Source organism: Candidatus Clostridium eludens, from assembly GCF_045310515.1.
Classification (GTDB): domain Bacteria; phylum Bacillota; class Clostridia; order Clostridiales; family Clostridiaceae; genus Clostridium_B; species Clostridium_B eludens.
In genome coordinates, this window is sequence record NZ_JBJHZX010000005.1 from 42054 (window position 1) to 55403 (window position 13350).

At 30.4% G+C, this 13350-nt stretch carries 11 protein-coding genes; 3 read left to right on the forward strand and 8 right to left on the reverse strand.

Annotated elements, in window-relative coordinates:
• Nucleotides 1-8 precede the first annotated feature (8 nt).
• The 4 genes from hsdR to ACJDU8_RS04615 all read right to left on the reverse strand — a co-directional run bounded on the left by hsdR (nucleotide 9) and on the right by ACJDU8_RS04615 (nucleotide 5424).
• Nucleotides 9-2384, reverse strand: coding sequence for an EcoAI/FtnUII family type I restriction enzme subunit R (gene hsdR / locus ACJDU8_RS04600; RefSeq protein ID WP_406790979.1), 2376 nt, complete (start codon nucleotides 2382-2384; stop codon nucleotides 9-11).
• Between the two features lie 292 nt (nucleotides 2385-2676).
• Nucleotides 2677-2829: a hypothetical protein gene (locus ACJDU8_RS04605; RefSeq protein ID WP_406790980.1), complete on the reverse strand. Its 153-nt coding sequence runs from the start codon at nucleotides 2827-2829 to the stop codon at nucleotides 2677-2679.
• A 558-nt stretch (nucleotides 2830-3387) separates the two neighbouring features.
• The gene (gene rlmD / locus ACJDU8_RS04610) at nucleotides 3388-4743 is read right to left on the reverse strand and encodes a 23S rRNA (uracil(1939)-C(5))-methyltransferase RlmD (protein ID WP_406790981.1); all 1356 of its coding nucleotides are present in this window, start codon (nucleotides 4741-4743) and stop codon (nucleotides 3388-3390) included.
• Nucleotides 4744-4761: 18 nt separating this feature from the next.
• Nucleotides 4762-5424, reverse strand: coding sequence for a hypothetical protein (locus tag ACJDU8_RS04615; RefSeq protein ID WP_406791106.1), 663 nt, complete (start codon nucleotides 5422-5424; stop codon nucleotides 4762-4764).
• Between the two features lie 256 nt (nucleotides 5425-5680).
• On the opposite strand from ACJDU8_RS04615, the gene ACJDU8_RS04620 reads away from it, so the two are divergent.
• Nucleotides 5681-7543 carry an LTA synthase family protein gene (locus ACJDU8_RS04620; protein ID WP_406790982.1) on the forward strand — a complete coding sequence of 621 codons (1863 nt, stop codon included), beginning with the start codon at nucleotides 5681-5683 and terminating at the stop codon, nucleotides 7541-7543.
• 18 nt (nucleotides 7544-7561) lie between these two features.
• Nucleotides 7562-8302, forward strand: coding sequence for a TatD family hydrolase (locus ACJDU8_RS04625; protein ID WP_406790983.1), 741 nt, complete (start codon nucleotides 7562-7564; stop codon nucleotides 8300-8302).
• A gap of 89 nt (nucleotides 8303-8391) precedes the next feature.
• Here ACJDU8_RS04625 and ACJDU8_RS04630 read toward each other — a convergent pair whose 3' ends face one another.
• Nucleotides 8392-8718: a hypothetical protein gene (locus ACJDU8_RS04630; protein WP_406790984.1), complete on the reverse strand. Its 327-nt coding sequence runs from the start codon at nucleotides 8716-8718 to the stop codon at nucleotides 8392-8394.
• 172 nt (nucleotides 8719-8890) lie between these two features.
• Between ACJDU8_RS04630 and ACJDU8_RS04635 the strand changes: the two genes are divergently transcribed.
• Nucleotides 8891-9793 (forward strand): MBL fold metallo-hydrolase, encoded by a 903-nt coding sequence (locus tag ACJDU8_RS04635; protein WP_406790985.1) that lies wholly within the window; start codon nucleotides 8891-8893, stop codon nucleotides 9791-9793.
• On the opposite strand, the gene ACJDU8_RS04640 is transcribed toward ACJDU8_RS04635, so the two are convergent.
• The 3 genes from ACJDU8_RS04640 to purD form a co-directional block, all read right to left on the reverse strand.
• On the reverse strand, nucleotides 9785-10837 hold the full coding sequence (locus ACJDU8_RS04640; RefSeq protein WP_406790986.1) for an NHL repeat-containing protein: 1053 nt from the start codon (nucleotides 10835-10837) through the stop codon (nucleotides 9785-9787). The two genes, ACJDU8_RS04635 and ACJDU8_RS04640, sit on opposite strands and share 9 nt — an antisense overlap.
• A gap of 15 nt (nucleotides 10838-10852) precedes the next feature.
• On the reverse strand, nucleotides 10853-11866 hold the full coding sequence (locus ACJDU8_RS04645; RefSeq protein WP_406790987.1) for a phosphodiester glycosidase family protein: 1014 nt from the start codon (nucleotides 11864-11866) through the stop codon (nucleotides 10853-10855).
• A 238-nt stretch (nucleotides 11867-12104) separates the two neighbouring features.
• On the reverse strand, nucleotides 12105-13346 hold the full coding sequence (gene purD, locus ACJDU8_RS04650) for a phosphoribosylamine--glycine ligase (RefSeq protein WP_406790988.1): 1242 nt from the start codon (nucleotides 13344-13346) through the stop codon (nucleotides 12105-12107).
• Nucleotides 13347-13350: the final 4 nt, after the last annotated feature.

Here is a 13350-nt window from a genome sequence, read left to right on the forward strand (position 1 = left end):
CCTTTTCATTATGCTGTATATATTTCTTTTTCAAGTTCCTTAATGGCATTTAAGTAATTATCTTTACCACCGAATTTCTTTACTATCTCTAGTGGAGAACCATACTTTTTAAAGTCTGGAATCTTTAATATTTCCATGCTTTCAAGATTTTCTAAACCTTCATCTGCATATTTATTAAGAAGTGCTTCTAAAACTTCTCTTGCACTTTCTCCATACTTTGTAAAATAATTTCTCTTCTTGACATTATTAGCTCTCTCTTTTCTTGTTAGTGGTGGTGTATCAAAAGCCACATGACATATCAAATCAAATGGATCTAAATCTTTTCCAACTTCATCTTTAAGTTCATCAAATAAAACACCGTTTTTTTCAAGCTCTGCCACTATAACTTCCTTTCGGTCAGCTTCTTTCCACCTGTTTAAAAAATCACCCAGAGACTTGAATTCTTTTTTTACATTCTTCCTTGTATAATCTACTAACGTTTCAGTAATAAGTTTACCATCTTTATCGTAATAGTAAACCCTTTCATTAAGAACTCTTACTAAAACATCATTAACATAGTATTTTGAGGGTTTTTCATTAATATCTCCGCCACCAACTATTTCTGGTGAAAATGAAGTATCTGTTGTATAATTTCCTTCATCTTCACTATTATCACCAACATCTCCTTCTGTTTCTTCATCTTCTGTTGGTATGTCATCATCACAAGTAGTTTTTATAACTACTGGCTCACCATCAAAAGAAGGGTCTGCAAAAAGTTTAGTTACTCCTCTAAAATCAATTATGGTAAAATACTGTTTCCCATATGCTTCTTTAATTCTTGTACCACGACCTATTATTTGTTTAAATTCAATCATACTATTTATATTAGAATCCAATACAATAAACTGACATGTTTGTGCATCTACTCCTGTAGTCATAAGTTTACTTGTCGTCACTAAAACAGGATATTTTGATTCTGGGTCAATAAAATTATCAAGTTCTGCTTTGCCTTCATCATTATCTCCTGTTATTCTCATAACATATTTAGGATTTTGTGCTACAAGGTCTGAATTTTCATTTACAAGAACCTGTCTCATTCTTTCTGCATGTTCAATATCCACGCAGAAGAATATTGATTTAGCAAATCTTGAATTATTCTTTTTTAAATAATCTGAGACTTTTTTCCCTATAACCTGTGTTCTGTTTTCTATAACTAAATTTTTATCAAAATCCTTTATATTATATTCTCTATCTTCTATTTCAAAACCATTTTTATCTCGCTTACCTTTTTCAGGTCTATACCCTTCCACATCTCTATCAAGAAGAACTCTTATTACCTTATATGGAGCTAGAAATCCATCTTCTATACCTTGTTTTAATGAATAAGTATAAATTGGGTCTCCAAAGTATTCTAAATTTGAAACATCCTTAGTTTCCTTTGGTGTTGCTGTAAGACCAATTTTTGTTGCTGAATCAAAATAATCAAGGACTTCTCTCCAAGCTGAATCTTCTCTTGCACTTCCTCTATGACATTCATCTATAATAATAAGGTCAAAGAAACCTTTAGAAAATTCTTTGTATATGTTTTTTCTCTCATCCTCACCTGTAAGACTTTGATATAATGCAAAATAAATTTGGTGTGCTTTATCTACATTATTTCTATTTATCTTGGTCATTATATCTTCACCAAAAGGTTTAAAATCATTTTGCCTTGTTTGGTCAACTAATATATTTCTATCAGCTAAATATAAAATTCTCTTTTTAGTTTTTGATTTCCAAAGTCTCCATATTATTTGGAAGGCTGTATATGTCTTTCCTGTCCCTGTTGCCATAACAAGAAGTATTCTATCTTTCCCTTTTGCAATAGCTTCTACAGTTCTATTTATTGCAACTCTCTGATAGTACCTTGGACTTTTTCCCTCCTTATCAAAATAGTAATCCTCAGTTATAATCTGTTCTTCAGTATCATTTATGTCTTTCCATGATTTGAACCTATTCCACAACTTCTGTGGTGATGGAAACTGGTTTAAAGTCAATTCTTTCTCCAACACTCCATTTTGAACAGTCCTGTCATGTTCTAAAAAACCATCTCCATTACTTGAATAAACAAAAGGTACATCTAATGACTTAGCATAACCAAGTGCCTGCTGAATACCTGCTCCAATTGAATGTTTATTATCCTTCGCTTCAATTATTGCAATAGGAATATTAGGCTTATAATAAAGAATAATATCTGCTCTTTTTCTTTCTCCTCTTGTAACAATCTTTTTCCTAACAATAATTCTTCCATCAGTAAAAGTAACTTCTTCTCTTATTTGCTTTTTTAAATCCCAACCAGCATTTACTATAGCAGGAGTTATATATTTTGAAATAATATCTCTTTCAGATAGATCTTTCTTGCCCATATCCATTCCCCCATAAAATTCTACACTATTCTCCATAATATTATTTTATTGCTTATTGGAAATCAATTCAAGTTCTTTGAAATAAAAAAGCATCCACCAGCAGATAATATGCTTTTTCTATCCTTTATTTCACTACATCATAAATTCCGAAACAATATTGTATATACTGGCTTCTATTTCTATCAAGCTTGAATCCTTGTCTTTCAAATGTCTCTAAAGCCTATCACCCCATAAGGAGTTTTATGCTTTTCTATAAATTCTTTACTCATCTTAATTTTATAATTATCTAATATCATCCTATTATCCTGGATTCATTATCATTTATTATTTCCAATCTAAATTCCTTTTCAAATTCTCTACTTAGTGCATTTATTACTACTTTGATAAATTCTTCTGCCTTCATATTCTTTGCCATATAACCTCTTTGAACTCCTGATGTATTCAATATAACCACTCCCTTATTTTGATTCAAATTTTTGCAAAAACAAAAAATCTCCTTACCCTAAGATAAGAAGATATCAATTCACCATTTCTTCACTTCCTTATCGAACTTTTAGCTGAACCACCTTGCATTAATGTAGGTTGGTATAGGATCACTGAGCTAAATCTCTACCCTAACTCTTGATATTTTGGTGTTTAATTTTACAGTTTTAGTATAGCACTTTTATTTTTAAAATACTATACTTTTTGAAAATTTGCCCATAATAAAAAGCTCTCAACTCACATAAGAATTGAATGCTTTTTTTTATACCGAAACTATCTTCTAAACTTCCGTGACCATTTCGACCTTAGCCTTTCTCTTAGCTTCTTTATTGTACTACTCTATATTATACAGTAGTACACACTCCACTGCCCATCATCCACATAAAATCCTACAATGAAGTTACACCAACGTGCCTTGTGTAGGGAAATAACATAATGTTCCCCTACACAAGGGCATATTATATTTCTTGTGTAGGGGAACATATCTAAACACATCTAAACCCGAGTATTTCCAACGGTTCTAAGCTTTATATATCCTTACCACACACTCAACGTGGGGTGTATGTGGAAACATATCCATAAATTTTACTTTGTCTATTTCATAGCCAGCATCTATTAGTACCTTTAGATCCTGAACTAAGGTTTTGGGATTACAGGATACATAAATTATTTCACTTACATTAAAATCAATAATTTGTTTTAATGCCTTAGGATGGATTCCAGGTCTTGGAGGATCCAGTATTATCAAATCAGGCTTATCCTCCAGAGTTTCTATTACTTTTGCCACATCTCCAGCTATAAATTTACAGTTTTCTATTTTATTTAAACGGGCATTTTCATTGGCTGACTCCACTGCTTCTTCTACAAGTTCTACCCCTATTACTTTTTTTGCGTTAGAAGCCACTATCTGCCCTATAGTTCCCGTACCACAGTATAGATCAAATATTGTCTTTGAAGAACAATCACCTAAAAATTCCTTAACAATGCAGTATAATTTTTCTGCTCCTTTAGAGTTTGTTTGAAAGAAGGTTTTAGGAGATATTTTAAATTTTAGTCCTAAGATTTCTTCCATAATATAATCATTACCATATAAAATCTCTAGTTTATCTATTTGGACTACATCTGACAGACTGTCGTTTATAGTATGAAGTATTCCTGATAATTTGCCCTTGTACTTCATATCTTTTAGTATTTCAGTAATTTCACTAAAATCAAATTGTATCTGAGAAGTAGCTACAATATTTATAAGCAGTTCGGCTGTATTTTTACCTTTTCTCAGTACCAAGTTTCTTAAATAGCCATTATGACTTCTCACCTTATAATAAGGTAATGCTTTTGTCCTAAAATATTTTACAACTTTATCTAATACCAGTGTAAAATCTTCATCAACTATTTTACATTCATCTACGTTTATAATGCTGAATGCTTTTCCCTTCATATGCATGCCAAGGGTCAGTTCACCATCTTTTTCCTCATCTCCAAAAGAAAATTCCATTTTATTTCTATATCCGAATTCTTCTGGACTTCTTTCTATACCTAAAAATTCAAATTCTTTAATACCAGCAGAATGAAAGAGTTCTAAAACCTGCTGCTCTTTTAGCTCTACTTGCTTACTATAGGGTATAAATTGAGAAACACATCCACCACAAAGGTAGAAATGAGGGCAAAATACTTCTCTTACATAATCTACATTTTCAATTATTTCTGTTGCTTTGGCTTCTATGTAGTCTTTTTTCTTTTTATTAATTCTAGCTTTTACTTTTTGGCCTGGAAGAGTATTCTTTATAAATACAGTCATCCCATCTTTTTGAGCTACTCCTACAGCTGGAAATTGCAATTTTTCTATATAAAATTCATATTCACTACCCTTTCTCAATTCTTAATCTTCCCTTTCTTATTTTAGTATTTCACTAAATTTCTCACCTATGGTTTTCTTATATTTACATTTACTCATTATGAAAGGATATAAAATCAATATTATTATGAATACTATTATAAACATTCCTTTCATATCTACCACCTGGTATCCAATGACCCTTAAAATAGCATCAAATAAATATAGAATTCCTAAAGAAACAAGTGATGTTATAACTGTGTCTATAATAGAAGCTTTTAATTTTTTAGGTAAAAAGCTAATTTTCATTTTATTAGTTTTATCTTTGGAGTTTTTCTCCTTATTAACATTAACTATCTCATTTTTATTCATAACTTCTATATTATTTTCCAGTTCATCTCTAAATTCATTTTCTTTACTCTCATCTATATCCCCTACAGTATCTACCAAGTTACTTTCTTCTTCCTCAAACTCAGCAGTATCATCTGTATTTATATCTTCCAGCTCATTCCCAGATTCATTCTCTTCCTTTTCTGCATTAACTATCTCGTCTTCATCTATATTTTCTACTTCATCTCCAGATTTATTTTTTTCTTGTTGATTTTTAAATTCTTCTAACTTTCTTTTTTCTTCCATATTTTTATTTTTAAGTTCTTCTAGAAACTGCTGTTTAGCTTGTTCATCTACCGAGAGTTGTTCTTGATTATCATTTTTTTCCGTCATCAAATATGCCCCTCCTTGTACTTTTAACTTTCCTATACCAAATATATTATGCTACACTATAGCATTTATGTAAATAGCTATAAGAAATTCTTTCATTTTATTAACATATTATTTTAATAATTGTGTTTAAAAATTTTTAGAAAAGCATATGGTAAGTATTATGTAAAATATCCTTATTATCTTTAACTTGTCATTTATTTTTAGATATCTTATTATAATTATAATAGAATATAAACATAAAACAGGAGTAATTGCCATGAATAAATTTAAATTTTCTCTTTTAGACTTTATAGACATAATTTTTTTTATAATTATTGTAACACTTAAAATTTTAATATACGGGAGGCATATAGAAACCGGCTACATATCTTCCTTCAAACTCTTCATTCCAGTTATTGCTTCCGTGCTAATTTTTACTTCCATAGCCTTTATTTTTAAAAATAAAGGCCGCGCCAGATTTTTATACCTATGCAATATCATAATAAGTATTACTATAATTAGTAATATTGTTTATTTTAGATATTTCAAAGATCTTATATCTATACCTGTATTGATAAGTGGATTTCAATTAAATGCAGTAAAATCCAGCGTAACTAATTTGATTAGCTTTAAGGATTTTTTATATCTTTTTGATATTGTATTTATAATTCCTTTTATCAATAGATATATAGCCAAATGCAGCCAAAAACCTTCCTTAAGCTTTAGGCTGTCAATGTTTTCAATATTGCTTTTATTAGGGCTTTTAATAAATTACAGAAGTTTTTATAACTTATCCAAAGAACAACCTAGACTTTTAAGTACCATGTATAATAAAGTTTATATAGCAAGAAAATTAGGTATACTGAATTATAACTGTCTGGATGCTTACAACTCCATTTCTGCAAATATAAATAAGCTGGTTCCTGTTTCTAAAGAAAAATTAGATAAAATACACAGCTTTATGGTATTAAATAAATCCAGCCATGAAAATTTAAACGGTATTGCTAAAAACAAAAATCTAATAATGATTCAAGTAGAGGCCCTGCAGAGTTTTGTTATAAATAGCTCTATTAATGGGCAGGAAATAACTCCAAATTTGAATAGATGGATAAAAAGATCTGAATACTTCAATAACTTCTACTATCAAACAGCCGCTGGGGGAACTTCTGATGCAGAGTTTATGACAAATACCTCACTATATCCTGCTTCAGCAGGGGCAGCTTATTTTCTTTATTCTAGTAACTATTATAATGCAATGCCTAAAGATTTTAAGAGCAGGGGCTATTCTACTGCTGCCTTTCATGGATTTAGAGAGAATTTCTGGAATAGAAATATAATGTATCAAAAATTTGGTTTTGACACCTTTTACGGTGAAAGCAGCTATAAACAGGATGAATCCATAGGACTTGGATTAAGTGATAAATCTTTTCTTACCCAGTCTTTAGATAAGCTAAGCAAAATGCAATCTCCATACTATGCCTTTTTAATAACACTTACAAGTCATTTTCCCTTCGACGATGTGACTAAGTATGGGGATTTTGATACAGGTGACTTTGAAGATACTCTTATAGGTAATTACATAAAGGCTATACATTACACAGATGAACAACTTGGAATGTTTCTTGATGAATTAGATAAAGAAGGCATATTGAAAAATTCTGTAGTGATATTATATGGGGATCACCATGCAATACCAAAAGATAAACAATCCCAACTTTTTAAATACTTAAATAAAAGTTCTCAATCTGATGTGGAATGGGAAAAACTCCAAAAAGTTCCTATGTTTATCCATTTTCCTGATGAATCCGTAAAAGGTATAAATCCTGTTTATGCTGGACAAATGGACATATATCCTACTGTATGCAATTTGTTTGACTTGCCTGAAAAAGAAATGCTGGGAAAAGATCTATTCAATGCTGAAAATCAAAGTGTTATATTTAGAAATGGATCTTTTGTAGATAAGAATTATTACTATTCCTCTCAAGATGATGCATATTATGACATAAATACAGACAGCAAAATCACAAAAAATGATATACTTAAAACAGAAAAAGAAAATGTATTAAATCAATTAGAATACTCAGATTATATATTAAGACATAATTTAATTAAAAAATTAGATTCCTATGAAAATAAATAATTTATACGGAGGTAAAAAATGTTTGTTGATGCACATAACCATCTAGACTTTTATAAAGATAGTTCCAACTTAAATGAGGTGCTTAACATAATACACAATAACAATATTAAAACATTAGGTTGTTCCATGGATTTAAACAGTTATATTTTTACCAAAAATTTAAGTATATCTAATAAAAATATAATACCCTGCTTTGGCATTCATCCCTGGAAAGCTCATGAAAACTACGAAAATCTGGATACCTTTGACGATTATATAAAAGAATGCGCAATTATTGGAGAAATAGGTCTTGATTATCACTGGGTTTTAGAAAAAGAAAAATACCCTTATATGAAGAGAGTTTTTGAATATTTCTCGGATAAAGCTAAAAAATACAATAAGATTACCAATATACATACAAAAGGTGCTGAAAGTGAAATACTGCATACCATAAAAAAATACAATTTAAGAACACCAATTATTCACTGGTACAGCGGAGATTTGGATATACTAAGAAGACTTTTAGACTATGGCTGCTATTTTACAATAAGTATTGATATAGGGCATTCAAGCCTTACTAATGAAATAGTAAAATTACTTCCTCTAGATAAAATTCTCACTGAAACAGACGGCCCCACTTCTTTAAAGGAAAATAACAAATACATATATCCTGATGAAGTAAAGAATATAATAAAATGGATTGCCTTTATAAAAAATATTCCTTATGAAGAAGTTAAAACACAAATTTGGAGTAACTTTAACAAATTATTAGATAAATAATAGATACATTCTTTATTTCTTGTATAACTTTAAATGAGCAAATTTATTACCCCTTTTGCTCATTTAAAGTATGTATCATAATTTTAAATTTATTTTTTTGCTTTCTGTTGATTCTTTTTCCTCCTGGATCTTTTATACATAAAATCCACGGTAATAGCTAAGAGTAAAAAACTTGATAGCATTATCTCCAGGTTACCGCTCATTGGAGAATAATAATATGCAATAAATTGGGTTATTAATATCACAGCTCCTAGTATAATAAGAAAATTCGCTTTAAAATTAATATATTTTTTATCTACACCTTCTGCATCCAGTCTAAATTTCTCTCTCACTGTTTTACTATATTTCATTCCCAGTCCCTGAATAATACCCATAAATCCTAGAAAGGTCAACAAATTTGTCATGGTTGAATCCATATAAAATACCTCCGTATAAATTTTTGCTGCCAGTAAAATTACCTATTAAAAATTATATCATGGCAAGATTAAAATTTCAAAATCTATATTATAATCGCCTTGATTACATAATAAAATATGCTATGATTAAATATATACTAATCTTATTAACAATACAAGGAAGTGTTATAAAGTGACTTTGAATAAAATTAAAGGTAATACTTATTATATAGATGGACCAACTAACTGCGGAATATTTACTTTTAAAAACAGAAACTGTTTAATCATAGATACTGGTATAAATAATGGAGAAGCTAAAAAAATAGAAAACTTACTATTAGAAAATAACCTCCACCCCAAGTACATAATAAATACCCACAGTCACTCAGATCACTGTGGTGGTAATTTATACTTTAAAAAAATTTATCCAGGCTGTTTAGTGTATGCATCCAAAGGTGAAACTCTATTTATGCAGAATCCAGACCTCTTTTCTTCTATACTTTCATCTTGTTATCCTTCAAAAGCATTTATCAAAGGCAATAAACCTATGGATGTAGACTTCATTTTAGATTATGGTATTAATAAGTTAAATGATGAAAAGTTCAATATAATTTCACTACCTGGACATTCTAAAGATCATATAGGCATAATTACTCAAGAAAAAGTTTGCTTTCTTGGTGATTCTATATTCAGTAATGAAATATTAAATAAATATTCTTTTCCATACTTATATAATATAGAAGACAGCTTAGCTTCTTTAAACATCATAAAAGAACTTGATGCAGACTATTTTGTAATAAGTCATTCTGAAAAAATACTAACTAAAGATGAAATAAATAATTTAGCAGATGTTAATATAAAAAACATATATAAATACAAAGATGAAATTCTTGATCTTCTAGAGCAGCCTTTAACCCGGGAGGACATAATGGAAAACATAACCATACTAAATGAGTTATCCCTGGATTTTCATGAATATCACTTAAATTTCAGCGGCATATGCGCCTTCATAAATTTTTTATATAATAACAAACTTATAGACTATTCTATAGAAGATGGAAAACTATATTATTTTAATACATCTAAATTAAAATAAACTGCTTTTTATTTTATTGCCATTTTGGCTGATTACCCCATAATCGTATACTGATATTAACTTTCCTGAATATTTTGTAACCTTAGATGTGGACAGCTCTTTAATTTGACTATTGTCAGGATCATTTATATATATTTTACCATTTCTTGTAATATATACATTGTTTTTATCAGTATACTCTGACAAAGTATGAGTTTGCCAATTGGTACCAATGGATTTAAGGTTTGTTACAAATATTTTATTTACCTTATTATTGTCGCCATTACCTATATAAATATTATTTTCCTTATCTGTGTTTAGAAGGTAATGCTTAGCATTCTCTCCTGTAGCTATTACCCCACCTCTCCCTGTTCTTATTCTATTATAAGTTCTGTCCTCATAAACTAATTCATCACCATTTTGTGTATTTACAGCCTTTATATTTCCAAGTTCACAATTCACAAAATTAACCAGATTCATTTGATTCATAATATTTACTCTGTATATTCTACTTCTTGCCTGTTCTTTCCCTGAACTTATGTAGGTCACATTACTTGCCCCGGAAAAGGCTATATACTTAACTTCATATTCCTTGTCTGGAAGTAATATAGATAACTGTTGATTTTTCTCTTCATTTTTTACAGCATAACTAACATCTTTCTTGGGATCATAGGATTCAAATTTCAAATAACTAGATCCTGCCTCAGTAGCTTTTTCTGCTATAAGTATATTATTAGTATCCAAAAACCAAGTATAATATGATAATTCATTACTGTCAGCCAAAGTTACTTCTTTTTTATCATTATTTGATGTATCAATTACAATCAAAGACTGTCCATTATAGTAGGATATATACTTTCCATCGTGAGAAATTTTTATATCCTTTGCCTCATCCGGAACTTTCACATTAATTTTATTTGCTTCCTGCTTTGAAGATACATCTACTTTTTTTATATTAAAACTTAATTCATCATTAAAATAAAATTTATCCATAAATAGAAGACCTGCTAATTCTATAACCACCGGAATCAAGGTCCATATAATTATTCTCTTAAGCTTTTTCATTTATTACACTCTCCTCTATGGTTTTACATACAATGCCGTAGCTACAGTTCTCTCACCATTCCAATCGCAGGGATCATTTATCACTTCCCCATTTAAATACATGGTGGTAGATGATCCTCCATCTAAATTGCTGGCATTAACTACACCCTGTTGAAGGAGTATATTCTGTATTTCTTTTAAAGAAGCCCCCGGCTTCAATCCCTTTCTTCCATCTACAACTAACATTACTATGGTACCGTCTGCCTTCTGACCTATAGCTGTCCTAGGATTTAGCCCTTCATTTTCTACTGATACAGTCTTTCCATTTATTATTAAAGAATTTCTAAATGAAATCGCCTCCACTACATTTTTATCCAGTAGTTCTTGCAGAGTATGATCCCCTACTATAAGCCTTCCATCTGAAGTAAACGCTGTTACATTTATTTTCTCCCTAGAAGACACATCACTATATATGAGTTTTCCCCCAGATATGACAATTCCCTCTGGATATGCCCCTGTTCCTACCCAAAGTTTACCACTGGTGGTTTTATCGGTAAATCCACCTCCATTTATAGCTGCCACTGCCCCATTACGCTCTGCTATTTCACTGGTTCTCTCTCCTACCTCCTTCAATTTGCTAGTATATCCAACCTTTATCCTCTTTGGATCATTTATTTCAAGAATATAACCATCAAATTTCCTGTTATTTATATCGTATCTCTTTATATTATTGTCACCTACATGACTTATACTTACACTACCTGGATTTTCCTTTTCCTCACTGGTAGTTTCACCACTTTGCCCCTGATTAAGTATTTTAGTTATTTCATCTTGGGATAAAAAAATGGTAGCTATATATTGATGGCTGAAAGTTGCCATAGCCGTACCTACTATCTGACTCTTTACATTCTTAAAGGGCCCATAAAATATCAGTACAGGTGCAGTAATAATAACCACTATTAGTTCATATGCTAGAAATATAATAAGTGATTTAAAAAAACTTTTTTTCTTTTTCTTTTTTTTTCTACCTTTACTCTCTAAGTTACCCATAACAAACTATACCTCCATATAATATAGGTACTATTTTACTATTATTTTAAAATTATTTCCACTAAAAAAAGTATTATGAACAGATTTGTAACATAATATTTATAAACTGGTGGTTAACAATTAACAAATACATAATACAAATGGAAATCTTTTGTATATAAATTAGTCAGTTCTCCGGATAAAATAAAGCTAACCACCATGTTTTATTACAAACATAATAGTTAGCTTTTAAACCATCCTACCGACCTATATCAGTTCTAAAATACATTCCTTGGAAACTTATTTTATTCAAGTTATGGTAAGCTAATTCAATTGCTTCATTTAAGTCATTTCCCAGTCCATAGGCAGCCAAAACTCTTCCTCCAGATGTATTAAATTCTCCATTCTTTATTTGAATTCCTGCCGCAAAAACATTACCTGCTTCTTTTAAACCCTCTATGGTAAGACCAGTATCATATTTTCCTGGATAACCATTAGATGCCGCTACCACGCAACAGCAGGCCCCATTTTCCCATTGCAAATCAAATTTACCAAGCTCGCCTTTGAGAGAAGCCTGTATAAGTTCCAGCAGATCACTTTTCATTAAAGGAAGTACAGCCTGAGTTTCCGGATCTCCCATCCTTACGTTGTATTCAAGTAGGTATATTCCCTTTTTAGTTATCATAATACCGAAAAAAATTATTCCTATATAATCTAAATTCTCCTTTTGTATCCCGTCTAATGTAGCAGCCATTATATTTTGTTCAAAGTCTTTTAATACTTCCTCACTACAGTAAGGGTTTGGTGATATAGCCCCCATACCTCCTGTATTTGGACCTTTGCCCCCATCATAAATTTGCTTATGATCCTTTGCAGACATAAATGGAATAATACATTTTCCATCTGTTATTGAAAGTATTGAAGCTTCTACCCCTTCTAAAAATTCTTCAATAACTACATTTTTTCCTGCACCTTTAAATATATCCTTTACCATAAAATCCTTTATTACACAACAAGCTTCATTATAATCTTTACATATGGAAACACCTTTTCCGGCTGCCAATCCATCTGCCTTTATAACTACTGGATATTCACATTTTTCAATATATTTTAAGGCCTCATCTTTATTGTTAAAAACGCCATACTCTGCAGTTTTAATTCCATATTTTTTCATGAAGTCTTTGGAGTAAATCTTACTTCCCTCAAGCAGGGCAGCCTTTGAAGTAGGTCCAAATATATTCAATCCTTTACTTCTAAATTTATCTACTATACCTTCTATAAGTGGATTCTCAGGACCTACTACAGTTAAATCTATTTTTGCTTCTAATGCAAAATTCATCAGTTCATCTATGTCTGTTATATCTATGTTAGTGCATTTATTTTCTGCATAGGTTCCTCCATTTCCAGGAGCACAGAATATTTTATCTACTTTTGGGTTCTGTGCTATTTTCCAACAGATAGCATGTTCTCGTCCTCCCGAACCAATTACAAGTACTTTCACTAAT

Excerpts from the sequence above, each read along its gene's own strand:
- hsdR (WP_406790979.1), bottom strand. The coding sequence starts at position 2,384 with ATGGGCAAGAAAGATCTATCTGAAAGAGATATTATTTCAAAATATATA.
- ACJDU8_RS04640 (WP_406790986.1), bottom strand. The coding sequence starts at position 10,837 with ATGAAAAAGCTTAAGAGAATAATTATATGGACCTTGATTCCGGTGGTT.
- ACJDU8_RS04630 (WP_406790984.1), bottom strand. The coding sequence starts at position 8,718 with ATGGATTCAACCATGACAAATTTGTTGACCTTTCTAGGATTTATGGGT.
- ACJDU8_RS04620 (WP_406790982.1), top strand. The coding sequence starts at position 5,681 with ATGAATAAATTTAAATTTTCTCTTTTAGACTTTATAGACATAATTTTT.
- ACJDU8_RS04615 (WP_406791106.1), bottom strand. The coding sequence starts at position 5,424 with ATGACGGAAAAAAATGATAATCAAGAACAACTCTCGGTAGATGAACAA.
- ACJDU8_RS04625 (WP_406790983.1), top strand. The coding sequence starts at position 7,562 with ATGTTTGTTGATGCACATAACCATCTAGACTTTTATAAAGATAGTTCC.
- ACJDU8_RS04645 (WP_406790987.1), bottom strand. The coding sequence starts at position 11,866 with ATGGGTAACTTAGAGAGTAAAGGTAGAAAAAAAAAGAAAAAGAAAAAA.